Origin of the sequence: Kitasatospora sp. NPDC059817, from assembly GCF_042731835.1 — a bacterium.
Taxonomy (GTDB): domain Bacteria; phylum Actinomycetota; class Actinomycetes; order Streptomycetales; family Streptomycetaceae; genus Kitasatospora.
This window is the reverse complement of the sequence record NZ_JBHWIR010000073.1, coordinates 1-25,381: the sequence shown is the minus strand read 5'-3', so window position 1 is coordinate 25,381 and position 25,381 is coordinate 1. Positions and strand designations below refer to the sequence as shown.

The window sequence follows — 25,381 nt, the reverse complement described above, 5'->3', positions numbered from 1 at the left end:
GCCCTGTCTCGGTCTGCCCCGTCTCAGCCCGCAGCGCCGAGGAAGGTCTCCCAGCCGCCGCTCGGCGCCTGGCCGACGTTGAGCGTGCGCAGCTTGCGCAGGGTGGACTGGTCCTGCACCTCCAGCCACTCGACCAGCTGCCGGAAGGAGACCAGTCGGACGTCCGGCTTGCCCGCGATGGTCTTGAGGGTCTCCTCGACGGCGTCCATGTAGATGCCGCCGTTCCACTGCTCGAAGTGGTTGCCGATGAAGAACGGCGCACGGTTGCTGTTGTAGGCGCGGTCGAAGCCGGCCAGGTAGGAGTCCTTGGCCTGGGTGCGCCAGTCGTTGTACTTGGACGGGTCGCCCTTGGTGCTGCCTGCGGACTGGTTGGCCAGGATGTTGTAGTCCATCGACAGCACCTGGAAGGTGTGCCCGGGGAACGGGATGGACTGCAGCGGGAAGTCCCAGACCTTGCCGTCCTGCACCTTCTGCGGCCATATCTGCAGGCCGCCGGAGGAGCTGGCGTCGTACTTCCAGCCCAGCTTCGCGGCCGTCGGCAGGAGCGCCTTCTGACCCTCCAGACAGGGGGTGCGGCCGCCGATGAGCTCCTTCTTGTAATCGAAGGGGAGCGGGTCGACGTCGGTGAAGCCGGTGTTGGTCCGCCACTGGGTCACGAAGCCGATCGCCTGGTCGATCTCGCTCTGCCAGTCCTCCGGGGTCCACATGTTGACCCCGTTCTTGTCCGGGCGGCTGGAGCAGAAGTGCCCGTTGAAGTGGGTGCCGATCTCGTGCCCGGCCAGCCATGTCTGGCTGACGAGCTTGAGCGTGCTCTTGACCGCACCGTCCGACAGGTACGGGATGTCGGAGGCGCCGACCGAGTGCTTCGGCGGGTGGTACAGGTCGGCCTTGCCCTTGGGCAGGGCGTATATACCGGAGAGGAAGAAGGTCATCGTGGCCTTGTACTGCTCCGCCAGCTTGAGGAAGCGGGGGAACTGGCCGTCGTCGGTGCCACCCGCGCCGTCCCAGGAGAACACCACGAACTGCGGCGGCCGCTCACCGGGCTTGAGCTTCTCGGGCTTCGGCTGGTTCGGCTGCGGGCCGGTGTCGGCGTTGGAACCGTCGCCGATCGGAGTGCCCTTGGGCACCCCCGTCTTGGTCGGGTCGGTCGTGCCCGCCGGGGTGGTGCCGGGGCTGCCGCCGGTCGTGGGGGAGGAGGAGTTCTGGCTCGAACCGGATCCGCTGCTGGAACAGGCCGCGACCGCGCCGAGGGCCGCGGTCGCAGCGGTCGCACTGAGCACCGTCCTGCGCGAGATGCTGGTCATGGTCTCCCCTGGGTGCCGATGCCGGTGGTGAGGGCGGCCCGGGGCCGCACCGGTCAAATCGGGCAATTGATGAATTTTCCGCCGTTAGCATGCCATGTGGCCGCAGCGGCCACCAAGGCCGTCGACCCTCTACGAGAGTCAACACGTCAGCAGGGCCGGGCTGGGCTGCAAGGATTCGTCGTCTGTTGCCGTCCTGTGACGCTTCGCTCCTCGCGCCGCCAGGGGAGTACGGTACCGCCGGTCCGGCGGGGCGGGTCAGAGTTCGTCAGCGCTCGGTACGGCTCGTCGCCCGTCCGGGCAGATCTCGCCCGTGGCGGGGGCGAGGCGAGGGGCGACCGGGACGTCCGGGGCCGGGGGCGCAGGCCGAGGCGCAGCGGTCAGAGCGCGGCGAGCCGTCGTCGGTTGCGGCGCACTATTCGCGCGATCGCGGTGCTGACGATGGTGGCAGCGGTGCAGGACACCGCGAGGCTCAACCAGGCGGTGTCGAACCAGTGGCTGTTCAGCCAGCCCAGCGTCACGATGTAGGCGGCCCAGACCAGCGCCGCCAGTGCCGACCAGTGCAGGAAGCGGTGCGGGTGGGCGGGGGAGTGGCCGATGGCCACGTCCAGGACGGTCCGCCCGGCCGGGACGAACCGGGCGACCACCACCATGGCCGCGGCCGCCCCGTGAGGGCGTTCGACCAGGGCCTGTTGGACCCTGGTCACGCTGGCCGCCAGTTCCGGGCGCCGGGCGAGCCGGCGCTGGAGCAGCGGGGCGCCGCGCCGGGCGAGGTGCAGGAGGAGGAGGTCGCCGAGGAAGGAGGCCACTGCCACGCCCAGGCCGAGCAGCACCGGGGCGCCGTCGATCCGCGCCGTCTTGAGCACCGCCAGGATGACCAGTGTCCCGCTGGGGATGAAGGGCAGGAGGGCGTCTCCGAGCACGGCGAAGAGCGCCAGGGCGCAGATCCACGAGGATCCGATCGCCGCCACGAAGTTCAAGGCCTGTACTCCCTCCACGCCGCCCGGGGGAGCAGGTGGCCGCTGAGGTCAACGCTAGCGCCTCGACTTTTCATGCCATGAAGCACCCCGGTATGCCGCGGGTCACAGACCCCGGCCCCGACCTGCGCAAAGGCGCGAGCCCTCCGCCCGGTGACCTCCGGCGCCGGCATGAAGTCGCCAGGAGTGTCCGACCGCTGGCTCTCCGTCATCCGAATGGTCGGTCGGCGGCACCGTACCGGGCCGTGCCCGCCGGCGCCGGGCGGGATCGAAGCGGGGCCGGAACGGGGCCGGCGTACGGGCCGGAGCGGGGCCGCTGCACGGGCCGCGGTGGAGCGGGCGTGAGGTCGGCGTGGTGGTCGGTGTGCAGGTCGGAACGTGCCGGATGCGGGAACAGCCGGCCCGGCGCGGTGGTTGACCCCGGTCGGCAGCAGCGACCGCCGGGCCACCCGAGACCCGCGGTCGCCCACCAGGGCCGGCTCAAGAAAGCCAGAAGGGCGGACGGCATGACCACCGAGGACCAGCAGGAGCACCCGACCGAACCGTGGACCGGCGCGGCGATCCGGGGCACCGCCCGCGGCACGGCGCCCGCCCCGCTCTCCATCCTCGACCTGGCCACCGTGGGCGTCGGCTACACGCCCGCCGAGGCCCTGGCCGCGACCACCGCGCTGGCCCGCAACGCCGAGCAGTGGGGCTACCACCGCTTCTGGGTGGCCGAGCACCACGGCATGCCGGGAGTGGCCAGCTCCACCCCGGCCGTCCTGCTCGCCCACCTCGGCGCCAACACCACGACCCTGCGGCTGGGCTCGGGCGGGGTGATGCTCCCCAACCACGCCCCGCTGGCCATCGCCGAGCAGTTCGGCCTGCTGGAGGCCCTGCACCCGGGCCGGATCGACCTGGGGCTCGGTCGCGCCCCCGGCACCGACCCGGCCACCGCCCGGGCGCTGCGCCGCGGCCGCGCCGAGGGCGCCGACGACTTCCCGCAGCAGCTCGCCGAGCTGACCCACTTCCTCGACGGCGACTTCCCCTCCGGCCACCCCTACGCCCAGCTGACCGCCGTCCCCCAGGGCGACGGGCGCCCGCCGGTCTGGCTGCTCGGGTCCTCCGGCTTCAGCGCCCAGCTGGCCGGCCGCCTCGGCCTGCCATTCGCCTTCGCCCACCACTTCAGCAGCGTCAACACCGTCCCGGCGCTCGACCTCTACCGGGAGTCCTTCCGGCCCTCCGCGGTGCTCGCCGAGCCGTACGCGCTGATCGGTGTGAGCGCGGTCGCCGCCGAGGACGAGGGTGCGGCCCGTCGTCTCGCCCGCTCCGCGGCCCTCGGCATGCTCCGGCTGCGGCGCGGCAACCCCGGCCCGATCCCCACCCCGGAGGAGGCCGAGGCCTACCCGTACAGCCCGGCCGAGGCGGAGTTCATCGACAGCTGGCTCGACAACGTGGTGCTCGGCGCCCCGGGCGAGGTCGCGGACGGGCTGGAGGCCCTGCGCAAGCGGACGGGCGTGGACGAGCTGATGGTCACTTCGCACATCCACGGCCACGAGGCCCGGCTCCGCTCCTACGGCCTGATCGCCGAGGCGTACGGCCTGACGGCGGAAGCCTGACGGTCGAGGCCTGAGCACGGAAGGCCTGAGTACGGAAGGCCTGAGTACGGAAGGCCTGGGCGGAGAGGCCCGGCCGCCGGGTCCGCAGCGGGGCTGGCCCCGGTTACCGGCTGGTGTCCGGGCCGGGGCGGTCCTTGCGGAGTATGGCGGCGACGAGCTCGGCCTCGCCCGGCCGGGCGAAGTACCAGCCCTGGGCGGTGTCGCAGCCGGTCAGCCGCAGCCGTTCGGCCTGTGCGGCGCTCTCGATGCCTTCGGCGGTGACGGTCAGGCCGAGGGTGTGGGCCAGCTGCACCATCGCGCCCACGATCTGCTCGTCGGCGTCGCTGCGGCGGGAGCCGAGCTCGGGGAGTTCCGAAGGGTTCGTCGCCGGGGCCGGGTCGCGGAACCCCTCGATGAAGGTGCCGTCGAGCTTCAGGACGTGCACCGGCAGCCGGGAGAGGTAGGCCAGGTTGGAGTAGCCGGTGCCGAAGTCGTCGATCGCGATCCGCACGCCCATGTCCGCGAGCGCCTGGAGCGCCTGCAACGGCCGTCCGCCGGGGCCGAGCAGGGCGCTCTCGGTGATCTCCAGCTGGAGCAGCCGGGCCGGCAGCCCGGTGCGTTCGAGGGCGCGGGCGACGTCGGCGACCACGTCGGAGTCCCAGATCTGGCGGGCGGCCAGATTGACGCTCACGAAGGTCTCGGTCTCGGGGAACTCGGTGAGCCACTGCCGGGCCTGGCGGCAGGACTCCTCCAGCACCCAGGTGCCGAGGGGCACGATCGCGCCGGTCTCCTCGGCGAGCGGGATGAAGCGGTCCGGAGAGAGCGTCCCGTAGCGGGGGTGGCGCCAGCGGACGAGGGCCTCCGCGCCGTGGACGGCTCCGTCGGCCAGGCCGACCAGCGGCTGGTACTCGATGGTGAACTCGCCGCGCTCCAGGGCGGGCCGCAGTGCGGTGGCGAGGAGCTGGCGGGTCAGCTGGTGGGCGCCGCGGTCCGGGTCGTAGAGGGTCCAGCGGGCGCGGCCGTCGGCCTTGGACCAGTAGAGCGTGGCGTCGGCGTCCTTGACCAGGTCGGTCGGGGTGGTCTCGTGCACGGACCGTTCGACGACGCCGACGCTGGCCGTGATGACCAGCCGGTGTCCGGCGACGTCGAATGGGTGTTCCAGTTCCTGGAGGATCCGGGCGGCCAGGTCGGTCAGTTGGTCGCTGCCCCGGCTGTCGGTGACCAGGACGGCGAACTCGTCACCGCCCATCCGTGCCACCAGGTGGGCGTCGTGCCCGGAGAACCCGCCGCGCAGCCGGGCGGCGACGGCGATCAGCAACTGGTCGCCGATGTGGTGCCCGAGCGTCTCGTTGATCGCCGCGAAACCGTCGAGGTCCAGGTAGCAGACGCCGACCCGGCGCCCGTCCGTCGGCGCGAGGACGGTGTCGCTGGTGCCAGCGGTGTCGGGAGCCTCGGCGGGCTCAGCGGTCCCGGTGGCCCCGGTGGCCGTGACGCAGGCGGCGTCGAGCCGCTCGAAGAAGGACGTCCGGTTGGGCAGTCGGGTCAGCGGGTCGTGCAGGGCCTGGTACTCCAGACGGTCACCGAGCCGGCGCTGCTCGGTGATGTCCTCCACCAGTGCGAGGGTGTAGAGCGGCTGGCCGGCGCCGTCCCGGATCAGCGAGACGGTGACCTTGCTCCAGACGGTGCGGCCCTCGCGGTGCTTGAGCTGCTTCTCCACGCGGAACCGCTCCCGCCCGCCGTGGACGAGTTCGGGGAAGAGCCGGTGCGGCATGCCCTCCGGATCGATGATCTCGTGCAGGTGGGTGCGGACCAGTTCGCCGACGCTGCGTCCGATCAGGGCGGCGAAGGCGGGATTGACCTCGATGATCCGGTCTTCGGGGTCGATCAGGGCCATCCCGATGACCGCGTCGCAGAAGGCGGCCCGGAATCGGGATTCGCTGGCCCGCAGCGCGGCCAGCAGCCGGTCGCTCCCGCCGTTCTCCTGGCCGGGGCCGTCGACGGTGCTCCGGTGGGGGCCGTCGGTCAGCGGCGCCGAGCAGGTGGGGCAGAGCAGCACCCCGGGGTCGTCCAGCACGGTTCCCGCCGCACTCGCCGTGCCGACGGCCCGGCCGCCGGTCGCGACAGCACCGACGGCCGTGACGGAACCGACGACGCCGACCGGACCGACTGGACTGATCGAACCGACCGAACCGACCGGACTGGCCGGACCGACGGTGCTGATGTCCGGGCCCAGGAGGGGTGTTGTGAGGTGACGGTGGTGCGGTGTTTCCTCGTGCCGCACGCCCGGGTGGTGTGCGTCGGCCCCCTCGTTCTGGCCCGGCACGGCATGCTCCCGTCCCCTGCTGACGTTGGATGCTGGTCCGGCCGGCCGATCGGGACTCCGGCGGCCGGCTCCGCACTCTGTCGCGGTCCTCGGAGTCGGTCCGGTGCGGGGCGCCCGCCGTGGGGCGCTGTCGCGCGGAGACCCGCGTGAAGAACAGGGCGCTGCGGCCGATCATAGGCCGCGGCGGCAACGGGCGGTGACCGCCGCCAGGGTGATTCGCCCGCTTTGTGATCATGTGCGGCGGTACGCGCAGACGCCCCCGGTGCACATCACATGATGTGCGCCAGGGGCGCGTGCGCCGAGATCGCGCCCCCGGGCGCCGACCGCGCGCCCGGAGCGGCCGGAGCGCGCCGGGATCCGCCGGGGTCCGACGGGATCCGTCGGGGCGTCAGGCCAGCTTGGCGGTGAGGGTGATGGTGGTGCCGGTGAGCGCCTTGCTGACCGGGCAGTTGGCCTTGGCGTCCTCGGCGGCCTTGGTGAAGTCGGCCTCGTCCAGTCCGGGCACCTCGCCGGTGACGGTCAGGTGGATGCCGGTGATGCCGGTGCCGGGCTGGAAGGTGACATCGGCCTGGGTGTCCAGCTTGACGGGCGGGGTGCCGGCGCCGGTCAGGCCGTGCGAGAGGGCCATCGAGAAGCACGCGGAGTGAGCGGCGGCGATCAGCTCCTCCGGGCTGGTCTTGCCGTTGGGCTGTTCGGCCCGGGCCGGCCAGGAGACGGGGTACTCGCCGATCCCGGACGAGGCGAAGGTCACCTGCCCCTTGCCGTCGAGCAGGTTGCCTTCCCAAGCGGTGCGGGCGGTGCGGGTGGTTGCCACGATCGGTACCTCCATTACTGAGGGACTGCTGAGTCGTCACTTCCGGTCATACGCGCACCAGCCTACGGGGCGGCCCCCGTTCGGCCCGGGGCGGCGCGGGCCCGGATCGGCGCCGGGTGCCGGGCGGTGCGGGCAATGTCCGGATTGTGGACGGATCCGCCAAAAGGTGCGGCTCCACCACGGGGGCCCTGTTAGATTTGCCCGGGCCCGAGCCCGGCCGCCGTACGGCCGGGTGCCCACTTCAGACACCGGGAGCCGCCCCGATGACGGACCACCCCACGACCCCCGACGCAGGCCTGACCGACGGGGTCGACGCCGCCGTGCGGGCGGAGCTGACCAGCCTGCGCGAGAGCATCGACAACATCGATGCCGCGGTGGTCCACATGCTGGCCGAGCGCTTCAAGGCGACCCAGCGGGTCGGCCGGCTCAAGGCCGAGCACAAGCTGCCGCCGGCCGATCCGGCGCGTGAGCGCGACCAGATCAAGCGGCTGCGGGAGCTGGCCGCCGGGGCCAAGCTGGACCCGGTCTTCGCCGAGAAGTTCCTGACTTTCATCATCGCCGAGGTCATCCGGCACCACGAGGCCATCGCCCGCGCTTGAGAGCGCACCCCTGAGGGGGTCGGTGGTGAGCCGTCGAGGACGGCCCCGGAGCTGCCCGGCCCGGACATGTCGGGGGCGGCTAAACGCCGGATTTCGTGAGGCTCCGGGGTTGGCGTAGCGTGCAGGTTCCCCCAGCCGGAGAGGTGGAGCAGCGACGATGGCGGTGAACCTGCCCGAAACGCCGAGCGATGCCGGGTCCGGTCCGGCCCCCGCCGCCGGACGCGGCCCCGGTGCTTCCGAGGCCCCTGACGCGCCTGGAGGCCGTGCCGAGGCCCGCCGCCGTGCGCACGGTTCGCGTGGCCGCAAGGCCCGGCGGACCGGGCGTCGGCCCCGGCCCTGGTGGATCGAGATCCCGGCGATGGCGGCGGTGGGCCTGGTGGTCGCGCTGCTGATCAAGACCTGCCTGTTCCAGGTGTTCACCATCCCGTCCGGCTCGATGGAGAACACGCTGCGGATCGGCGACCGGGTGGGCGTGAACAAGCTGGCGCCGCTGACCGGTTGGAAGCCGGAGCCCGGGCAGCCGGTGGTGTTCAAGGATCCGGGTGGTTGGCTCCCGCCGCAGCCCGTCGACTCGAACCCGTTCACCAACGCGGCCGGCTCGGTGTTGAGCTTCGTCGGCCTGGTGCCGCCGAAGGACGACAACTACCTGGTCAAGCGGGTCATCGCGACCGGTGGCCAGACCGTGCAGTGCACGGGCACCACGCTGACCGTCGACGGGAAGAAGGTCGACGAGCCGTACCTGCACCCCGGCGACGACTCCTGCGCGGGCCTGGACTTCGGGCCGGTGACGGTGCCCTCGGGCCACGTCTGGGTCGAGGGCGACCACCGCAGCGACTCGGCGGACTCCCGCTACCACCAGCGCGGTCCGGGGGGCGGGGCAGTGCCGGTGGACAACGTGGTCGGGCCGGTGTCGGCCGTGGTGTGGCCGCTCAATCACCTCGACTGGTTCGGCTGGGTCGGCCGCTGACCTGCCGCTCGGCGGCGACCCGCTCCGAAGAGTCCGGAGCGTCCCGGGTGTCCGGAGCATCCCGGGAGTCCCGAGCGTCCCGGGAATCCCGAGCACCCTTGGCCTCCACGGCCGCCGGCTTGCCGGTCTGCGCCGCGAAGGCGCCGGTCAGCACGAGCAGGCCGCCCGCGATCTGCGGCAGGCCGAGGTGCTCGCCGAGCAGGACCCAGGCCAGCACGGTGGCGACGACCGCCTCAAGGTTGGCCACCACCCCGGCGACCGGGGGCGAGAGGTGCCCGACGGCGATCACGCCGGTCAGGTAGGCGAGCACGGTCGCGATGAGGATCATCCAGGCGGCCGGGAGCAGCGCGGGCAGGGTGTGCCCGTTCATCACCACGGACCCGCCGAGCGTGCTCCAGTCGGCCTGCCAGGGCCGAGTGAAGACGGTGAGCAGGACGGCGCCGATCAGCAGCCCGAACGCGCTGACCGCCAGCGGGTCGACCGGGCGCTCGCCCCGGCGGCCAGCGTCGGCGAGCACGAAGTAGCCGACCTGGCAGCAGGCCGCGCCGAGGGCGAAGAGCACGCCCAGCGCGTCGAAGCTCAGGCCGTTCCAGACCTCCACCACGCAGGCCAGCCCGGCGACCGCTACGCCGGCGCCGATCGCGGCGCCCCGGCTGATCGGCTTGCGCTGGACGAACTTGACGTAGCCGATGAGCAGCGGCGGTCCGAGGTACTCGATGAGCAGGGCGACGCCGACCGGGATGCGGGAGATCGCCGCGAAGTAGCAGGCCTGGACGCCGGCCACGGCGAGCAGGCCGAACCCGATCAGCAGGCCGGGGCGGCGCAGGACGGCGTCACGGTGGCGGTAGGCGATGGGGAGCAGGGCCACGGCGGCGCCGGTGACTCGGAGCCACACCACGTGCAGCGGTGAGAGGCCGGCCTCGATCAGCGGTTTCGCGGCGGTGCCGGAGCCGCCGAAGGCGAACGCGGAGACCAGCGCGAGGCTGAGGCCGAGGGTTCTGCCCGTGGGGAGGGTGGGCGAGGCCGTTGATCTGTGCACCGACGCATTGTGACAGTCATACCGGGCGTTCAGTAAGGTGCCATTCCGTCATTTGGTCCTGCACGGAACTGTGCGCAGCGGCGCACTCACCCAGCCTGCGCACGACCCTGCGCCGTCCGCGCCCCCTCGCCGTCCGGGCCCCCCGCCGCCCAAGCCCCCCGCCGCCGCTACCCGGCGTTCGCCCCCGCCCCGGTGGGCGTGTCCGGCCCGCCCGTGGGCTGGGTGGTCGGCTGTGTGGTCGGCGCCGTGGTCGGGCCGGTGGAGGGTGTCGGCCGGCCGGTGGGCCGCCCGGTGGGCCGCGTCGTCGGCGGGGCGGTCGGCTGCTGGGTGGCCGGGGGCGCGGTCGGCGGGCTGGTCACGCCGCCGCCGCCGGAGTTCGAGCCGCCGGCCGGCGTGGTCGGACCCGAGCCCGAGCCCGAGCCGGCCCCGGCGCCGTCGCTCGGCGGGGTGGTCGGCGCCGCGGGGGCGGTCGAGCCGCCGTTCGAGCCGGTCCCGGTCGACGGGGTGGCGCTCGGCGAGGACGGGGCCGTCGGCAGATCGGTGGCGCCGGAGGAGTCGCCGCCGTCGGCCGGGGTCTGGAAGTCGCTGACCGGCACGCCCTTGAGCGCCGCCTTCATGTAGCTGGTCCAGATCTGCGCCGGGAACTGGCCGCCCGCCGCGCCGTCGATCCCGCCGACGCCGCTCAGGCTGACCTGGGCCCCGTTGCCCGGGTCCTGGCCGAACAGGGCCACCGAGGTGACCAGCTCGGGGGTGTAGCCGACGAACCAGACCGACTTCTGGTCGTCGGTGGTGCCGGTCTTGCCGGCCACCGGGCGGCCCAGTGCCTTGGCTCGCCAGCCGGTGCCGCCCGGGTCGCTCACCACGCCCTGGAGTATCGAGGTGACCTGGTTCGCGGTGTCCGTGCTGATCGCCTGGGTGGTCTTGTGCGCGGGCAGCGGGAGGGCCTCGCCCTCGCGGTCCACGGACTGCACCAGCCACGGGGTGATCTGCTTGCCGCCGTTGTCCAGCGCCGCGTACACGCCGGCCATGTCGAGCACGCTCGGGGTGGCCGCGCCGAGCGGGATGGACGGCACCGGGTCGAGGCCCGGGGTGCTGCCGGGCAGGCCCAGCGCGATGCCGGTGTCCTTGACCTTCTGGAGCCCGGTGTCCTGGGCCAGCTGGGCGAACGCCGAGTTGACCGACCAGTCGGTGGCCTGCTGGAGGGAGATCTGGCCGTAGCTCCTGTCGCCCTCGTTCGGCGGCGCGTACGGGGTGCCCTTGCCGCCGCGGACCTTGCGGCCGCTGGTGCCGTCGTAGACGGTGCGCGGGGTGACGGTCCGGCCGTCCTGGGTCTTGGCGTTGTTCTCGAACGCGGCCGCCAGGGCGATCGCCTTGAAGGTCGAGCCGGCCTGGTAGTCCCGCCGGGTCGCGTTGTCGACGTAGTGCTTGACGTAGTCGACGCCGCCGTAGAGGGCGACGACCGCGCCGGTCTTCGGGTCCACGGAGACGGCGCCGGCCTGGGCGGCCGCGTCCTTCTTCCGCTTGTCCGGGTTCAGGGTGTCGCGCAGCTGCGCCTGGACGGAGTCCTGGAGGGCCTGCTGGCGGGCGGGGTCGATGCTCAGCTTGATCGTGTAGCCGCCCTTGGCCAGCTCGGTCTCGCTGATGACCTGGTTCGAGGTGAGGTACTGGGTGGCCTCGTTCACCAGGTAGCCGGTCTGGCCGGACAGGCCCGGGTTGGGCTGCGGGTCCTTGACGTCCGGGAACGTGATGGCGGACCGCTCCTCGGCGGAGAGCCAGCCCTCCTTGACCATGCCGTCCAGCACGTAGTTCCAGCGGTTGACGGCGTTCTGCTTGCCGGCCGGGGTCGCGGTGGCCACGTCGTAGGCGCTCGGGGCGTTCAGCAGGGTGGCCAGGTAGGCGCCCTGGGCGGGGTCGAGCGCGGAGGCGTCGACGCCGAAGTACGCGTGGGCGGCGGCCTGGATGCCGTAGGCGCCGCGGCCGTAGTAGGAGGTGTTCAGGTAGCCGGAGAGGACGTCGTCCTTGCTCTCGGTGGCGTCCACCTTGATGGCTATGAACAGTTCCTTCACCTTGCGGGTGACCGACTGCTTCTGGTTCAGGTACGTGTTCTTCACGTACTGCTGGGTGATCGTGGAGCCGCCCTGGGTGCCCGCGCCCTTGGCGGTGTTGACCGCGGCCCGGAGCAGGCCCTGCACGTTGACGGCACCCTCGTGGTAGAAGTTGCGGTCCTCGGCGGCCAGTGCGGCGTGCTGGGCGGCGGGGGAGACCTTGTCCAGGCTGACGTTCTGCCGGTTGGTCTGGCCGGTGCGGGTGATCACGGAGCCGTCGGCGTAGAGCCAGGTGTTGCTCTGCGCGGTCGCGGCGGCGTGCGCGTCGGGGACCTTCACCAGCGTGACCCCGAGCGCGAACAGGCCGACGCCGAGCAGCAGGGCCACGGCGAGGCCGAGCAGGCTCATCCGCCAGGTGGGGATCAGCCGGCGCCAGCCGGTGCGCTTCGGACGGCGGGGCTTCCTGCCGCCGGTCGCGGGGGCGGCGCGCTGGAAGCGTTTGACCGGTCGGAGGCCTGTCGACGGCGTGCGACGGCCGCTCTGGGCGTTCTCGGACAAGGCGCGGCCTTTCCTGCGGGCGGACCGGGTCAGCCTGCACGGACGGGGACATCGGTGGTTAGGGACCTTTGTCCCGATTCCGGTTTACTGCCCTGGACGAGCCGGGCGGGCTGATTGGCTCCACCGGAACGGCAATCGAGACCGACATCACACGCAAAACGGACGTCGAAGGCCAAAAAATTGGGGAGCCCCTCGCTGCTGCGAGAGGCTCCCCAAATGTCTGTGCGCCGCCAGGGACTCGAACCCCGGACCCGCTGATTAAGAGTCAGCTGCTCTAACCAACTGAGCTAGCGGCGCCTGCTGACCTGGAAAACAATACACGGTCCCGGCGGGTGCCTCGAACCGCCCGGAACCGCCCGCATCCGCGCGGGAGCCGGCCCGCCGCCGAGCTGTCCGTTTCCGCCCGGTTGGGGTGCAGTTCGCCGCCGGTTAGGGTGGAACGGTGCCCAGCCCCAAGCCCGGACACCCGAACGCGCGGAAGGCGGTCGCCGCGCTGCTGATGCTCAGCGCCACGGCGTACACCGCGTGGGTGCTGGAGGTCGTGCTGAGCACCGGACTCGACCCGGTGCAGGCGTACATCAGCGAACTCGCGGCCGAGGACCAGCCGCTGGGCGGCCTGTTCCGGGCCACCGACCTGGTCGCCGGGCTCTGTGTGCTCGCCGCTGCCGTCACCGCCCTCGCCGGCGGGCAGGCCGGGCCGCGCGGTGCCCGGCGCGGGTGGGCGGTGGTCGGCTGGTCCGCCCTCGCCCTGTTCGGCGCGGCGACCGCCGCCGACTCCCGGCTGCCGCTCAGCTGCGCCCCCACCAGCGACGAGATGTGCGCCGCCCGCGAGACCGCCGGGCTCGTCCCCGCGACCCACACCGCGCACGCCGTCACCAGCAGCCTCGCCATGCTCGGTGCGCTCACCGGGCTGGCCGCGCTCACCGTCGCCGCCCGCCGCTACGGCTGGTGGCCGCCGGTGCGCCGGATCGGGCCCTGGCTGCTCGGCGCCGAACTGCTGGCCACCGGCTGGAGCCTGGCCGCGATCGCCGCCTTCGAGGCCGGGCGCGGCACCTGGGCGCTCGGGGCCGGCCAGCGGCTCCAGGTGCTGCTGGTGGCGCTCTGGCTGGCCGTCCTGGCAGTGAGCCTGGCCCTCCCCGCGGGGGCGCCGGGCGACGAATCCACCTGGTCCGACGCTTCTCCGCCGGCGCACCGGGGGCCCCGGTCGGCCGAACGGCCCCCGGGCCGGGAGCCGGCATGACCGCACCTGACGACCCCCGCACCCGGGCGCGCTTCCTGCGCGTCGACGGCGTCCCGCTGCACGTCCGCACCGAGGGCAGCGGCCCGGTCTGCCTGCTCACCGGGGGCCTCGGCAGCAGCTGGTTCGACTGGGACCTGGTCGTCCCCTTCCTTACGCCCTACCGCACCGTGGTCCGCTTCGACCGGCCCGGCTACGGGCTGAGCGCCCCCGAGCCCGCCACCGGGCGGCCCGCCCCGACGGCCGCCGGCGAGGCCGAGCGGATCCGCGCGGTGCTGGACGGCCTCGGGCTGCGCGGGCCCTGCACCGTCGTCGGCCACTCGCTGGCCGGCTTCCACGTCGAGGCCTTCGCCCGGCTGCATCCCGACCGGGCCGCCGGGCTGGTCCTGGTGGACAGCAGTGTCGAGCCGGCGGCCCGGCCGTACCCGGCCCCCGGAGCGCGCGACCTGGCGGCCCGGGCGCTCGCGGGCGCCGCCACCGCCGTCGCCGTGCCGTACCTGCTCGGCCCGGCCGCCCGCCGGCTGACGGCCCGGCTGTCCACGGTCTGCCGCGAGGACCTCGCCCCGGCGCCGCTGGTGCGGCACTGCTACCGCACCGGCCGGGCCCTGCGCGCCCTGCTGCGGGAGAACGCGCGCTACCTCGACCTGGCCGCCGAGGTGGACGGGCTGCGGCGCACCCGGCCGCTGCCCGAGGGCCTGCCGGTCACCGTGCTCGCCGCCGACGACGGCTGCCGCAGCCGCCGTACCGAGGAGTGGCTGGCCGGCCAGCGGGAGCTCGCGGCGCTGCTCGGGGCCGACTACCGCACCACCGCCCCGGCCGGGCACCTGGTGATGTTCGACCGCCCGGACGCGGTGGCCTCCGCCGTCCTGGACACCGGCTGAGGCCGGGCACCCGCTGCGGCGCCTACTGCGGCGCCTACTGAAAGGCCCACTGAAACGCCTCAGGCCGCCCACCGAAGTGAGCGGCCTGAGACCTTGCCATGTGCGCCGCCAGGGACTCGAACCCCGGACCCGCTGATTAAGAGTCAGCTGCTCTAACCAACTGAGCTAGCGGCGCCTGCTGACTCGGAGAACTTTACACGGCGCCCGGTCGATCCGCCGAATCGCTTTCGAGTGGTCACCCGTAGTGATCGCCCATGGTGACCGCCCGTAGTGATCACCCCCAGCGATCGCGGGCGGCTGGCTACGGCTCCGGGTAGTGGCAGGCCGCCTGGTGGTCCTGTGCCGGGGTGTCGCCGAGGAGCGCCGGCCGTTCCTGCTCGCACCGCGTGCGGGCGGCCGGGTCGGCGAGGCGGGCGTACACCGGGCAGCGGGTGCGGAAGGGGCAGCCGGTGCGGCGCTCGGTGGGGGAGGGCGGGTCGCCGGCGAGCAGGATGCGGTCGCGGGCGCGCTCGGCGGCGGGGTCGGGCAGCGGGACGGCGGAGAGCAGGGCGCGGGTGTACGGGTGTCGGGGGCGGTCGAAGACGGCGGAGACCTCGCCCTGTTCGACCGTCCGCCCGAGGTACATGACGCTGACCCGGTCGGCGAGGTGCCGGATCACCGAGAGGTCGTGCGAGACGAACAGGTAGGAGAGGCCGAGTTCGGCCTTGAGCGTTTGCAGCAGGTTGAGCACCCCGGCCTGGATGGAGACGTCCAGGGCGGAGACCGGTTCGTCCAGGACCAGCAGTTTCGGCCGGACGGCCAGGGCCCGGGCGATGGAGACGCGCTGGCGCTGCCCGCCGGAGAACTGGTGCGGGTAGCGGGCGGCGTGGTCCGGGTCGAGGCCGACCTGGTGCAGCAGTTCGGGCACCCGGCGGGCGATCTCCTCGCGGGCGGCGTGCTGGGCGCGCAGCGGTTCGGCGATGATGTCGCCGATCGGCATCCGCGGGTCGAGGCTGGCCATCGGGTCCTGGAAGACGATCTGCAGTCGGGCGCGCAGCCGGTGGGCCTCGGCGCGGGAGAGCTTGGCGGTGTCGTGGCCGAGCAGTTCGATCCGGCCGGTCTCGGGGGCGGTGAGGTTCAGCAGTTCGAACAGCGTGGTGGACTTGCCGGAGCCGGACTCCCCGACCAGGCCGAGGGTTTCGCCCTCCCGGAGGTCCAGGTCGACGCCGTCCACCGCGTAGACCTCGCCGACCCGGCGCTTGAACACCGTGCCCTTGAGGAGCGGAAACGTTTTGCCAAGGCCGCTCACCGCCAGCACCGGCGCCCGCGAGCCCCGGTCCCCCCGGTCCCCCGGAGCGGCCGACGGGGCCGGAAGCGCCGGCACCGGGTAGACGTCGGCCGGCGCGGGCCGCCGCTCGGCCAGCTCCGCCGACCGGACGCAGGCCGCCAGGTGCCCGTCGCCCCCGGCCAGTTCCGGCTCCGCCGCCGAGCAGCGCTCCTCCGCGAGCGGGCAGCGGGCGGCGAACGGGCAGCCCGGCGGCAGGTCGGCCATCGGGGCGGGTGCGCCGGGGATCGGGACGAGCGGGCCGCCGAGCCCGTCCAGCCGGGGCACCGCGCCGATCAGGCCGAGCGTGTACGGGTGGCGCGGGGCCGCGAACAGCTCGTCCACCCCGGCGGTCTCGACCACCCTCCCCGCGTACATCACCGCGACCCGGTCGGCCATCCCGGCGATCACCCCGAGGTCGTGGCTGACCAGGACGAGGGCCGCGCCGGTCTCCCGCTGCGCGGTGCGCAGCACGTCCAGCACCTGGGCCTGGATGGTGACGTCCAGCGCGGTGGTCGGCTCGTCGGCGAGCAGGATGTCGGGGTCGTTGGCGATCGCCATGGCGATCATCGCGCGCTGGCGCATGCCGCCGGAGAACTCGTGCGGGAAGCTGTCCAGGGCCCGTTCGGGGGCCGGGATGCCCACCAGGTCGAGGAGTTCGGCGGCCCTGCGGCGGGCGGCGGCCCGGTCGACCCGCTGGTGGATGCGGACGGCCTCGGCGATCTGGTCGCCGATCCGGTAGACCGGGGTGAAGGCGGACAGCGGGTCCTGGAAGACCATGGCGATCCGGCGGCCGCGGATCGCGGCGAGCTCCTTGCCGGGCAGCCCGACCAGTTCCCGCCCGTCCAGTCGCACCGAGCCCTGGACGCCGGCCGTCTTGGGCAGCAGTCCGAGCACGGACAGCGCGGTGACGGACTTGCCAGAGCCGGACTCGCCGACGATGCCGAGGGTCTCGCCGCGCCGCAGGGTGAGGTCCACCCCGCGGACGGCGGGGACGGGGCCGTGCGGCCCGGCGAAGTCCACCCGCAGGTCGCTGACGGCGAGCAGGGGGGTGTCGACGGTGGTGGTCACGGCTTCTTCCTCCGGGCGGAGCGGCGGCGGGGCGCGCCCCCGGCGGTGGGGTCGAGGGCGTCGCGCAGCCCGTCGCCGATCAGGTTGACGGCGAGGACGAACAGCACCAGCAGGCCGGCGGCGAAGTAGAACAGCCAGGGGAACACCGGGGCTTCGCTGGTACCGGCGGCGAGCAGGGTGCCGAGCGAGACGTCCGGCGGTTTGACGCCGAAGCCGAAGTAGGAGAGCGCGGTCTCGCTCATCACGGCGCCGCCGACCGCGATGGTGGCGTCGATGATGAGGAAGGAGGCGACGTTCGGCAGGATGTGGCGGGTGATGATCCGCAGCGGCCGCACCCCCATGAACCGTGCGGCGCGGACGAATTCGCGCTCGCGCAGCGAGATGGTCATCGAGCGGACCACCCGGGCGGTGATCATCCAGTTGAACAGGGCGAGCAGCAGCACGAAGGCGATCCAGCCGGCGCTCTTCAGCCGGGGCGAGACGATGGTGATGATCAGGAAGCTGGGGAAGACCAGCAGCAGGTCAACCGCGAACATCAGCGCGCGGTCGGCCCAGCCGCCGAAGTAGCCGGCGCAGGCGCCGACCAGGGAGGCCAGCACGGTGGAGAACAGCGCCACCAGCAGGCCGATGACCAGCGACTTCTGCAGGCCGCGGACGGTCTGGGCGAAGACGTCCTGGCCGATCCCGTTGGTGCCGAACCAGTGCTCGGCGGACGGCGGTTGGTGCAGCGCGCCGAAGTCGGGGGCGGCGTAGTCCCAGGGCGTCAGGTACGGCCCGCCGAAGGCGAGCGCGAACAGCAGCAGGACGATCACGGCTCCGGCGACGGCCCCGCGGGCGGCGAGCAGCCGGGCGAGGACGAGCCGGGCCCGGCCGGTGGTGCGAGGGGCGGCGGCCGGGGCGGCCGGTTCCACGGCGACGGTGGTCACGTCAGTTCACCTCCGGTCAGGACCGCACGCGTGGGTCGAGGGCGGCGTGCAGGGTGTCGGCGAGGAAGCCGGAGGCGAGGACGACGACGGCGGTGAACAGGTTGACGGCGACGACCGAGTTGACGTCCTGTTCGTTGATCGACTGGATCAGCCACTCGCCCATGCCGTGCCAGCCGAAGATCGTCTCGGTGAAGATCGCGCCGGTGAAGATGCCCAGGAAGCTGTAGGCGAACATGGTCGACATCGGGATCACCGCGGTCCGCAGCCCGTGCTTGACCAGCGCCCGGCGGCGGGTGAGCCCCTTGGCCTCGGCGGTGCGCAGGTAGTCGGAGCCGAGCACGTCGAGCATGGTGCCGCGCTGGTAGCGGCTGTAGGTGGCGAGGCCGCCGAGTGCGAGCGAGATGGTGGGCAGCAGCAGGTGCAGCGCCCAGTCGGCGAGGTGGGCGCCGAGGCCGCCGGTCAGTCCGGGGGTCTCGTAGCCGGTGAACGGGATGACGTCGTGGCCGGCCGCGTCCTTGGCGGCGATGGCGCCGTTCTTGAGGAACAGCGCGACCAGGAAGACCGGGGTGGAGAGCAGGACGAAGGAGAGCACGGTGAGCAGCCGGTCGGAGATCCGGTACTGGCGGACGGCGCTCCAGGCCCCGGCGGCGATGCCGAGAACGATGCCGAGCAGGCTGCCGAGCAGCAGCAGCCGCAGCGAGACCCAGACCCGGCGGCCGAAGTCGTCGGTGACCGGGGTGTCGTGGATGGTCCGGCCGAGGTCGCCGTGGAGCAGCCCGTCGGCCCAGTGGCCGAAGCGTTCGACGACCGGGGTGCGGTCGTTCAGGTTGAGCGCAGTGAGCTGGCGCTCGACCGACTCGGCGGCCGGGCGGGGGACCTTGGCGTCGAAGTAGGTGCGCGGCTGGAGGGCGGTCGCGGAGATCGCGTACGCCAGGAAGACGGCGGCGATCAGCAGCACCGCGTAGTAGCTCAGGCGCTTCGCCAGGTAACGGAACATCAACGGCCGCCCGGGGTGGGGGAGGGGCCGACGCGTCTGGTGGGCATCGGGTGGTGGCCTTCGGTCGGGGCCCGTTCAGGCCTTCGGACGGCAGGGGGACGGGGCGGTACGGGGAAAGCGCAGGTCAGAGTCTGGCACCGGTGCGAGGCCGGGGTGTTGCGGCGGTATTGCCGCAGATGACTTCTGGATCAGGTGTGCGGTCCTCCCCCTGGTGACGGAACTGATCGGCTGTTACGTTCTGCTGGCCCGGTGCCGACTTGGCTGCCCACGCTCAAGCCCCGCCACACCTCGCGCGGCACAACTGCCCGTTACCGCCCGTTTCGAAGACCTCACCAGGGGGACTCCATGGACGCTTCCACCACGGCCCGCCGCCTCGGCCGGGCGACGGCCCTCGCCGTCGCCGTCGCGCTGGCGGTCACCGCGTGCACCTCGGGCGGGGGCGGCTCGGCCGACAAGGTGGCGAAGAGCGAGCCGCCCCGGCAGGACTCCCAGGACATCAACGCCAAGCCGCTGGACCAGGTCAAGGACGGCGGCGAGGTGCGGTTCCCGCTGTACCAGTGGATCACCCAGTGGAACCCGTTCCAGGTGGACGGCACCTACGGCGACGCGGTCTCGATCATGCGCGCCCTGGAGCCGTCGCTCTTCAACACGGACGCCTCCGGCACCTTCCAGCCCGACACCGACTACCTGCTGGACGCCAAGGTCACCTCGACCTCGCCCGAGGTGATCACCTACAAGCTCAACCCCAAGGCCAAGTGGTCGGACGGCAAGCCGCTCAGCTACCTGGACTTCAAGGCCGACTGGCAGGCCAGCAACGGCAAGGACCCGGCGTACAACATCGCCGACCCGTCCGGCTACGAGCAGATCTCCGCCGTCGAGCAGGGGGCCGACCCGAGCGAGGTGAAGGTCACCTTCTCCGAGCCGTACGCGGACTGGCAGAACCTGTTCCGCCCGCTGATCCCGGCGGCCGGCATCGCCACCCCGGACGACTTCAACAAGGGCTGGGTGGAGAAGATCCCGATCACCGCGGGCGCGCTGAAGATCGGTGTGGCGGACAAGACCGCGCAGACCCTCACCCTCGTCCCGGACCCGGCCTGGTGGGGCACCAAGGCCAAGGCGGACAAGATCACCTTCCGGGTGATGACCCAGTCCGCGACCACCCAGTCGTACCTCAACAACGAGATCGACCTCGCCACGGCCGGCACCGCCGCCGCGTACGGGCAGCTCAAGGACGCCAAGGACACCGCGATCCGGGCCGCCAGCCCGTGGGACGAGGTGCACATCTCCTTCGGCTCCGGCGGCGCGCTGGCGGACCAGAAGGTTCGCCAGGCGCTCGGCAAGGCGCTCGACCGGTCCGCGCTGATCAAGATCGCCAACAATGGCGTGCCGGTGGAGTTCAAGCCGCTCGGCAACCACATCTTCATGCCCAACCAGACCGGCTACCAGGACAACTCGGGCGAGTGGGCGAAGTTCGACGTCCCCGCCGCCAAGAAGCTGCTGGACGACGCCGGTTGGAAGGAGGCGGGCGCCGGACAGCCACGCACCAAGGACGGCCAGTCACTGCAACTGCACTGGACGGTCAACGAGTCCACCCCGCAGGCCCAGATCGACCTGGCCACCGCCGCCGCCGCGATGTGGCTGCAGGCCGGGGTCAAGGTGAGCCTGGACAAGGTGCCCGCCAACGACTTCTTCACCAAGTACGTGAACCCGGGCAAGTTCGAGATCGCGAGCTGGCGCAACACCGACTCGTTCCCGCTCTCCAAGAGCCTGGGCAACTTCCGTCTGCCGGTGGGGGACAACACCTTCAACAACCCCTCGCGCATCGGCAGCCAGGAGGTCGACGACCTGCTCAAGAAGGCGGCCGGGACGGTCGACCCGGTGGAGGCCGCGAAGCTCTACAACCAGGCCGACGCGAAGATCTGGGAGCTCGGCCACACCGTCGAGCTCTACCAGCGGCCGACCGTGGTGGCGACGCGCAAGGGCCTCGCCAATTACGGTGCCTTCGGCCTGGCCGGGGAGGACTACGCCAAGGTCGGCTGGGAGAAGTAGCCCCCGCCGCGGACGCGGCGAGAGCGAACGGGCGGCAGGCGCTGGCGAGCAGCGCGGTGATCACGAGGCCGGTGGTACGGACACGGGAAGGTCGGCTCTGCCGCCCCCGTTCTCCTGCCACCGGCCTTGACCTTCCGCGTTGCCCGCAGGCCGCCCGTGTCGTGGGGCCCCGCAAGGCCCGCGCTCGCTTCCAACCGGGGACGAATCTAGCGGGGCCGTCCGGCCGGCCGCGGCGCAGCGCGCGGGGCGCGCCCGGAAACCCGCCGCGCTGTCACCCGGTTCGCGCACCAGGGCGTCAACTACGGCTGACGGCAAGGAAAAAATGGGACGAACGGCGCAATCGACCCCGGGATCGCGAACCGCTGCGCCCGTCGCGCCGGTGCGTGCGCGGGGCCCGGGCCGCTGCCAGGATGCGCGGGACAGCCAGCCCCTCCCGAACCCGGAGCAGCACCGATGGCCAGCGAATCCGCCGCCGCCCCCCACCCGCGCCCCGTCGACCCGCCCCCGGTGCGCCGGATGGTCCCGCGCGCCCGGGACGAGCCGCACCGGGTCGCCACCCCGCTGGAACTCTTCTTCGACCTCTGCTTCGTGGTCGCCGTCGGCCAGGCCGGGCGCGAACTCGCCCACTCCCTGGCGGCCGGCCACTACGGCGACGGCCTGCGCGGCTACGCGATCGCTTTTTTTGCGATCTGGTGGGCCTGGATGAACTTCACCTGGTTCGCCTCCGCGTACGACTGCGACGACGTGCCGTACCGGGTCACCACGCTGGTGCAGATCGCCGGGGTGCTGGTCCTCGCGGCCGGGGTGCCACGGCTGTTCGCCACCCAGGACCTGACGCTGGCGATCGCCGGGTACGTGGTGATGCGCCTGGCGATGGTCACCCAGTGGCTGCGCGCGGCGGCCGCCGAGCAGGGCGAGGCGCGCCTGGTCGCCGTGCGGTACGCGGTCGGGATCGCGCTCTGCCAGGTGGGCTGGGTGGTGGTGGTGCTGCTGCCGGACGCCGTCCGGCCGGTGGTCATCCCGCTCGGGGTGCTGTGCGAGCTGGCCGTGCCGGTGGTCGCCGAACTGCGGATGCAGACCTCCTGGCACCCGCACCACATCGCCGAGCGGTACGGGCTGTTCACCCTGATCGTGCTCGGCGAGACGGTGGCGGCCGCGACGGTCGCGGTGCAGTCGGCGGTGGACGAGCACGAGGAGCTGGGCCGGCTGCTGCCGGTGGCGATCGGCGGCCTGCTGATCTGCTTCGCGGCCTGGTGGATCTACTTCGCCCGGCCGGTCCACGAGCACCTGCGCTCCAACCGGCAGGCCTTCGCCTGGGGGTACGGCCACTACCTGGTGTTCGGCGCGGCCGCCGCGATCGGCACCGGGCTGGAGGTGGCCGTGGAGTCGGCCGTGCACCAGGCGGAGATCTCCGCGACGGCCGCCACCGCGACGGTCACCGTGCCCACCGCGCTCTACCTGCTCACGGTCTGGCTGCTGCACTCCCGGCACACCAAGACCGGCGCGGCGCAGGCGCTGGCCCCGACCGGGGCGGTGCTGGTGCTGGCCTGCACCGCGCTCGGCGGCTCCGGCGTGCTGGCGGCGGGCCTGGTCTGCGCGCTGACCGTGGCGGTGGGCGTGCTGCTGCACAGCCGGGAGGGCTGACGGGGGCGCTGGGCGGGTCTGGGGTGCCCGGCCGTCGTGGGGCGCCTGGCGGTTCTCGGGCGCCCGGCCGCCGTGGGGTGCCCGGCGACTCTCAGGCGCTTGGCCGTCGTCCGCCGGCCGGGCGGCCAGGTGATGCTCAGGCGCAGTCCAGCAGGATCGGCTCGTGCCGGGCCAGCCAGGCCAGGTAGGCCGGGTTGACCTTGGCCAGGTCCAGGTAGGCGGCGCGCAGTTCGCCGTACAGCGCGTCCAGCGCGGGCTGGCTGAGCGCGCGCGGGCGCCAGGTGAGCAGCAGCCGGACGGCCAGCGGGTCCCCGTGCACGGGGCGCACCACCGTGCCGGGCCCGGGGGCGGAGGTCGGCTGGCAGGGGCGGACGGCCTCGCCGGAGGCGACGAGTTCGGCGGCGGTGGCGTTGTCCCGCACCTGGACCACCCGGGGGTTGAGCCCGGCCTCGCTGAACACCCGGCGCATCGCCGCGTACTCGTGGTCGGCGGTCGGGTCGACCATCCAGGTGTCCTCGGCGAGGTCGGTCAGGTGGACGACCGGGCGGGCGGCGGCCGGGTGTCCGGCGGCGAGCGCGACGAACTGCGGCTCACGGGCCATCAGCACCCGGTGCTCGGCGTCCGGCGGCACCCGTAGCGGGAAGCCCTCGCTCTCGTAGACGAAGGCCACGTCCAGCTGGTCGGCGGCGACCATCCGCAGCAGGGCGCTGGCCGAGACGTCGACGTGGATGGTGGTGTCGGTGTCCGGCAGCCGTTCGTGCACCCGGCGCAGCCAGGCCGCGACCGCCCGGCTGCCGACGCTGCCGATCCGCAGCCGGCGCTGCCGCCCGGGGCCGGCCGCGTCGCGGGCCTCCTGGCGGGCGGCGGCCACCAGCGCGGCCATCTCGGTGATCACCGGCCGGGCCCGGGACAGCACCGAGTGGCCGAGCGCGGTGGGCCGGCTGCCGGTCTGCTCGCGGGTGAACAGGGTGCCGCCGATGGCCCGTTCGATGCGGTGCAGCTGGGTGGTGAGGGAGGGCTGGGTCATGCCGAGCTGGAGCGCGGCCTTGCGGAGGCTGCCGGTGTCGGCGATCGCGCACACCACCCGGAGGTGTCTCACGTCGAGCTCCACGCCCGGAGCATAGACGCCACCCGGCCACATCGCCAAGGACATGACAGAACAAAGCGCGGCAGGAGGGCACGTGGTGGGCCCCGCCGGTATGCGGCCGTGCTATCGCCGGTTGACATCATCCGCCGCGGGCCCGGGCGGGTCGAAGCTCAGGGGCAGCGAATCCGCCCCGGCCCCACCGGGGCGCCCCCACCGTCGCCGCAGCCGTGTCCGGCCCCCACCGGCCCCGGCGGTTCGGCGTACCGCGAATCCGGAGCCCCCACATGAAGCGATCCGTGCTGTCCGCCGCGCTCGGCCTGGCCCTCGCGGCCGGTCTCGCCGTGCTGCCCACCACTGCCGCGTCCGCCGCCGCCCCCGGCCCGGCCGTCCAGGGCTACACCGCCTCCACGTACGCCGGTTCGGCCGCCGAGGCCGCGAACAACCAGGCGTTCTTCCACGCCGTGATGGCCTCCGCCAAGGCCAAGCAGGCCGCCAACCCGTGGCTGCAGACCGTCACCGTCACCTACGACACCGCCAGCGCGCCCTCCTTCACCAGCCAGATATCCCAGGCCGCGCAGATCTGGAACAGCTCGGTCAGCAACGTCCAGCTCCAGGCGAGCAGCGGCACCGGCGACTTCTCGTACTACGAGGGCAACGACAGCCGCGGCTCCTACGCCAGCACCGACGGCCACGGCCACGGCTACGTCTTCCTCGACTACCAGCAGAACCAGCAGTACAGCTCGCTGCGCGTCACCGCGCACGAGACCGGGCACGTGCTCGGCCTGCCCGACAACTACTCCGGCCCGTGCAGCGAGCTGATGTCCGGCGGCGGCCCCGGCCCGTCCTGCACCAATCCCTACCCCGACAGCAACGAGCGCGGCCAGGTCGACAGCCTCTGGTCGAACGGCGTCGATTCCGTGAACTAGGGGAGTCGCGAACTCGCCGCTGAAACAGGGAAGTTGCCGACGCCCTTCGGGTGCGGCGGGCCGCCCGGCCGGAATCGGGTGGCCCGTCGCTCGGTTGCTTCCCCGATCGGGAGCCTAACCGCCGGTGGAGCGGAATGCCAGGGGCACGCGCGAGTCAAGGTTGGTTAAAGACATCTCAAATCGCTTTACCGCAAGGGGTATTGATCAAAGCTATCGCGGGTTGACATCATCCGCCCGCCCGCCGGGCTGCCCGAAGCTCTGGGGACATCACCCGCTGACCAGGTGTCCCCCAGGGCCGGCCCCCAACCGGCCACGGCACCACCGGAATCGGAGCCCCCACATGAAGCGATCCGTGCTGTCCGCCGCGCTCGGCCTGGCCCTCGCGGCCGGTCTCGCCGTGCTGCCCACCACCGCCGCGTCCGCCGCCACCCCCGGCCCGGGCGTCCAGGGCTACACCGCCTCGACGTACGCCGGTTCGGCCGCCGAGGCCGCGAACAACCAGGCGTTCTTCCAGGCCGTGATGGCCTCCGCCAAGGCCAAGCAGGCCGCCAGCCCGAACCTGGCGACCGTCGTCGTCACCTACGACGCCAGCTCGGCACCGAGCTTCCGCACCCAGATCGCCAACGCCGCGCAGATCTGGAACAGCTCGGTCAGCAACGTCCAGCTGCGGTCCGGCTCGGGCGGCGACTTCGCCTACTACGAGGGCAACGACAGCCGCGGCTCCTACGCCAGCACCGACGGCCACGGGCGCGGCTACGTCTTCCTCGACTACCAGCAGAACCGGCAGTACAACTCGGTCCGGGTGACCGCGCACGAGACCGGGCACGTGCTCGGCCTGCCGGACCACTACTCCGGCCCGTGCAGCGAGCTGATGTCCGGCGGCGGCCCCGGCACCTCCTGCACCAACCCGTACCCGAACGGCACCGAGCGCAGCCGCGTCAACTCCCTCTGGGCGCGCGGCTGATCGTCCGCCAGGCGCCCCCGGCCGGCCGCGGCCCGCCGCGCGCCGGCCGGGCGGGCGGCCGCTGGGGGCGGGGTGGTTAAAACATCAACGAGACCC

19 protein-coding genes and 2 tRNA genes are annotated in these 25,381 nt (G+C 72.9%); 9 read left to right on the top strand and 12 right to left on the bottom strand.

Features of this window, described 5'->3' with window-relative positions; translation table 11 throughout:
• Window positions 1-23: 23 nt before the first annotated feature.
• Together ACFV61_RS17840 and ACFV61_RS17835 are read right to left on the bottom strand one after the other, a co-directional pair.
• Entirely contained in the window at window positions 24-1,304 is a 1,281-nt protein-coding gene (locus ACFV61_RS17840; RefSeq protein WP_380492555.1) for a hypothetical protein, read from the bottom strand.
• Window positions 1,305-1,681: 377 nt separating this feature from the next.
• Complete coding sequence (locus ACFV61_RS17835) at window positions 1,682-2,272, bottom strand: DedA family protein (RefSeq protein WP_244293667.1); 591 nt, start codon at window positions 2,270-2,272, stop codon at window positions 1,682-1,684.
• Window positions 2,273-2,784: 512 nt separating this feature from the next.
• Between ACFV61_RS17835 and ACFV61_RS17830 the strand changes: the two genes are divergently transcribed.
• Window positions 2,785-3,876: an LLM class flavin-dependent oxidoreductase gene (locus ACFV61_RS17830; protein ID WP_380492553.1), complete on the top strand. Its 1,092-nt coding sequence runs from the start codon at window positions 2,785-2,787 to the stop codon at window positions 3,874-3,876.
• Between the two features lie 103 nt (window positions 3,877-3,979).
• Here the strand turns inward: ACFV61_RS17830 and ACFV61_RS17825 are convergent, their stop codons facing one another.
• Both ACFV61_RS17825 and ACFV61_RS17820 read right to left on the bottom strand, forming a co-directional pair.
• Entirely contained in the window at window positions 3,980-5,929 is a 1,950-nt protein-coding gene (locus tag ACFV61_RS17825) for a putative bifunctional diguanylate cyclase/phosphodiesterase (RefSeq protein WP_380492551.1), read from the bottom strand.
• Between the two features lie 637 nt (window positions 5,930-6,566).
• Window positions 6,567-6,992 carry an OsmC family protein gene (locus tag ACFV61_RS17820; RefSeq protein WP_063351385.1) on the bottom strand — a complete coding sequence of 142 codons (426 nt, stop codon included), beginning with the start codon at window positions 6,990-6,992 and terminating at the stop codon, window positions 6,567-6,569.
• Between the two features lie 263 nt (window positions 6,993-7,255).
• Here ACFV61_RS17820 and ACFV61_RS17815 point away from each other — a divergent pair, with 263 nt between their 5' ends.
• Both ACFV61_RS17815 and lepB read left to right on the top strand, forming a co-directional pair.
• Window positions 7,256-7,591 (top strand): chorismate mutase, encoded by a 336-nt coding sequence (locus tag ACFV61_RS17815; RefSeq protein WP_063349265.1) that lies wholly within the window; start codon window positions 7,256-7,258, stop codon window positions 7,589-7,591.
• Between the two features lie 358 nt (window positions 7,592-7,949).
• On the top strand, window positions 7,950-8,558 hold the full coding sequence (lepB, locus tag ACFV61_RS17810) for a signal peptidase I (protein ID WP_063349266.1): 609 nt from the start codon (window positions 7,950-7,952) through the stop codon (window positions 8,556-8,558).
• On the opposite strand, the gene ACFV61_RS17805 is transcribed toward lepB, so the two are convergent.
• The 3 genes from ACFV61_RS17805 to ACFV61_RS17795 form a co-directional block, all read right to left on the bottom strand.
• Window positions 8,521-9,597 (bottom strand): DMT family transporter, encoded by a 1,077-nt coding sequence (locus ACFV61_RS17805; protein WP_380492549.1) that lies wholly within the window; start codon window positions 9,595-9,597, stop codon window positions 8,521-8,523. The genes lepB and ACFV61_RS17805 overlap by 38 nt on opposite strands.
• Window positions 9,598-9,764: 167 nt before the next feature.
• On the bottom strand, window positions 9,765-12,200 hold the full coding sequence (locus ACFV61_RS17800; protein ID WP_380492547.1) for a transglycosylase domain-containing protein: 2,436 nt from the start codon (window positions 12,198-12,200) through the stop codon (window positions 9,765-9,767).
• 223 nt (window positions 12,201-12,423) lie between these two features.
• Window positions 12,424-12,497, bottom strand: a tRNA-Lys gene (locus ACFV61_RS17795).
• 202 nt (window positions 12,498-12,699) lie between these two features.
• Here ACFV61_RS17795 and ACFV61_RS17790 point away from each other — a divergent pair.
• Window positions 12,700-13,440, top strand: coding sequence for a DUF998 domain-containing protein (locus ACFV61_RS17790; RefSeq protein WP_079136315.1), 741 nt, complete (start codon window positions 12,700-12,702; stop codon window positions 13,438-13,440).
• Complete coding sequence (locus tag ACFV61_RS17785) at window positions 13,437-14,318, top strand: alpha/beta fold hydrolase (RefSeq protein WP_380335039.1); 882 nt, start codon at window positions 13,437-13,439, stop codon at window positions 14,316-14,318. The genes ACFV61_RS17790 and ACFV61_RS17785 overlap by 4 nt, the downstream gene beginning before the upstream one ends.
• 101 nt (window positions 14,319-14,419) lie before the next feature.
• Here ACFV61_RS17785 and ACFV61_RS17780 read toward each other — a convergent pair.
• The 4 genes from ACFV61_RS17780 to ACFV61_RS17765 form a co-directional block, all read right to left on the bottom strand.
• Window positions 14,420-14,493, bottom strand: a tRNA-Lys gene (locus ACFV61_RS17780).
• A gap of 126 nt (window positions 14,494-14,619) precedes the next feature.
• Complete coding sequence (locus ACFV61_RS17775; protein ID WP_380492545.1) at window positions 14,620-16,692, bottom strand: dipeptide ABC transporter ATP-binding protein; 2,073 nt, start codon at window positions 16,690-16,692, stop codon at window positions 14,620-14,622.
• On the bottom strand, window positions 16,689-17,618 hold the full coding sequence (locus ACFV61_RS17770; RefSeq protein ID WP_350882605.1) for an ABC transporter permease: 930 nt from the start codon (window positions 17,616-17,618) through the stop codon (window positions 16,689-16,691). The genes ACFV61_RS17775 and ACFV61_RS17770 overlap by 4 nt, the downstream gene beginning before the upstream one ends.
• A 16-nt stretch (window positions 17,619-17,634) precedes the next feature.
• Entirely contained in the window at window positions 17,635-18,615 is a 981-nt protein-coding gene (locus ACFV61_RS17765; protein WP_063349271.1) for an ABC transporter permease, read from the bottom strand.
• A gap of 345 nt (window positions 18,616-18,960) precedes the next feature.
• On the opposite strand from ACFV61_RS17765, the gene ACFV61_RS17760 reads away from it, so the two are divergent.
• A complete protein-coding gene (locus ACFV61_RS17760) occupies window positions 18,961-20,664 on the top strand; it encodes an ABC transporter family substrate-binding protein (RefSeq protein WP_063349272.1) in 1,704 nt (567 codons plus the stop codon).
• 453 nt (window positions 20,665-21,117) lie between these two features.
• Window positions 21,118-22,308: a low temperature requirement protein A gene (locus ACFV61_RS17755; protein ID WP_380335032.1), complete on the top strand. Its 1,191-nt coding sequence runs from the start codon at window positions 21,118-21,120 to the stop codon at window positions 22,306-22,308.
• 136 nt (window positions 22,309-22,444) lie between these two features.
• Here ACFV61_RS17755 and ACFV61_RS17750 read toward each other — a convergent pair whose 3' ends face one another.
• Entirely contained in the window at window positions 22,445-23,419 is a 975-nt protein-coding gene (locus ACFV61_RS17750; RefSeq protein WP_244293453.1) for a LysR family transcriptional regulator, read from the bottom strand.
• 260 nt (window positions 23,420-23,679) lie between these two features.
• Here ACFV61_RS17750 and snpA (ACFV61_RS17745) point away from each other — a divergent pair, with 260 nt between their 5' ends.
• Both snpA (ACFV61_RS17745) and snpA (ACFV61_RS17740) read left to right on the top strand, forming a co-directional pair.
• On the top strand, window positions 23,680-24,321 hold the full coding sequence (gene snpA / locus ACFV61_RS17745) for a snapalysin (protein ID WP_380492543.1): 642 nt from the start codon (window positions 23,680-23,682) through the stop codon (window positions 24,319-24,321).
• 340 nt (window positions 24,322-24,661) lie between these two features.
• Window positions 24,662-25,285: a snapalysin gene (gene snpA, locus ACFV61_RS17740; protein ID WP_380335027.1), complete on the top strand. Its 624-nt coding sequence runs from the start codon at window positions 24,662-24,664 to the stop codon at window positions 25,283-25,285.
• Window positions 25,286-25,381 lie beyond the last annotated feature (96 nt).

Bases quoted from the DNA above. Each gene is read 5' to 3' on its own strand.
- ACFV61_RS17840 (WP_380492555.1), bottom strand. From the start codon at position 1,304: ATGACCAGCATCTCGCGCAGGACGGTGCTCAGTGCGACCGCTGCGACC.
- ACFV61_RS17755 (WP_380335032.1), top strand. From the start codon at position 21,118: ATGGCCAGCGAATCCGCCGCCGCCCCCCACCCGCGCCCCGTCGACCCG.
- snpA (WP_380492543.1), top strand. From the start codon at position 23,680: ATGAAGCGATCCGTGCTGTCCGCCGCGCTCGGCCTGGCCCTCGCGGCC.
- snpA (WP_380335027.1), top strand. From the start codon at position 24,662: ATGAAGCGATCCGTGCTGTCCGCCGCGCTCGGCCTGGCCCTCGCGGCC.
- ACFV61_RS17765 (WP_063349271.1), bottom strand. From the start codon at position 18,615: ATGTTCCGTTACCTGGCGAAGCGCCTGAGCTACTACGCGGTGCTGCTG.
- lepB (WP_063349266.1), top strand. From the start codon at position 7,950: ATGGCGGCGGTGGGCCTGGTGGTCGCGCTGCTGATCAAGACCTGCCTG.
- ACFV61_RS17785 (WP_380335039.1), top strand. From the start codon at position 13,437: ATGACCGCACCTGACGACCCCCGCACCCGGGCGCGCTTCCTGCGCGTC.
- ACFV61_RS17830 (WP_380492553.1), top strand. From the start codon at position 2,785: ATGACCACCGAGGACCAGCAGGAGCACCCGACCGAACCGTGGACCGGC.
- ACFV61_RS17790 (WP_079136315.1), top strand. From the start codon at position 12,700: ATGCTCAGCGCCACGGCGTACACCGCGTGGGTGCTGGAGGTCGTGCTG.
- ACFV61_RS17760 (WP_063349272.1), top strand. From the start codon at position 18,961: ATGGACGCTTCCACCACGGCCCGCCGCCTCGGCCGGGCGACGGCCCTC.
- ACFV61_RS17815 (WP_063349265.1), top strand. From the start codon at position 7,256: ATGACGGACCACCCCACGACCCCCGACGCAGGCCTGACCGACGGGGTC.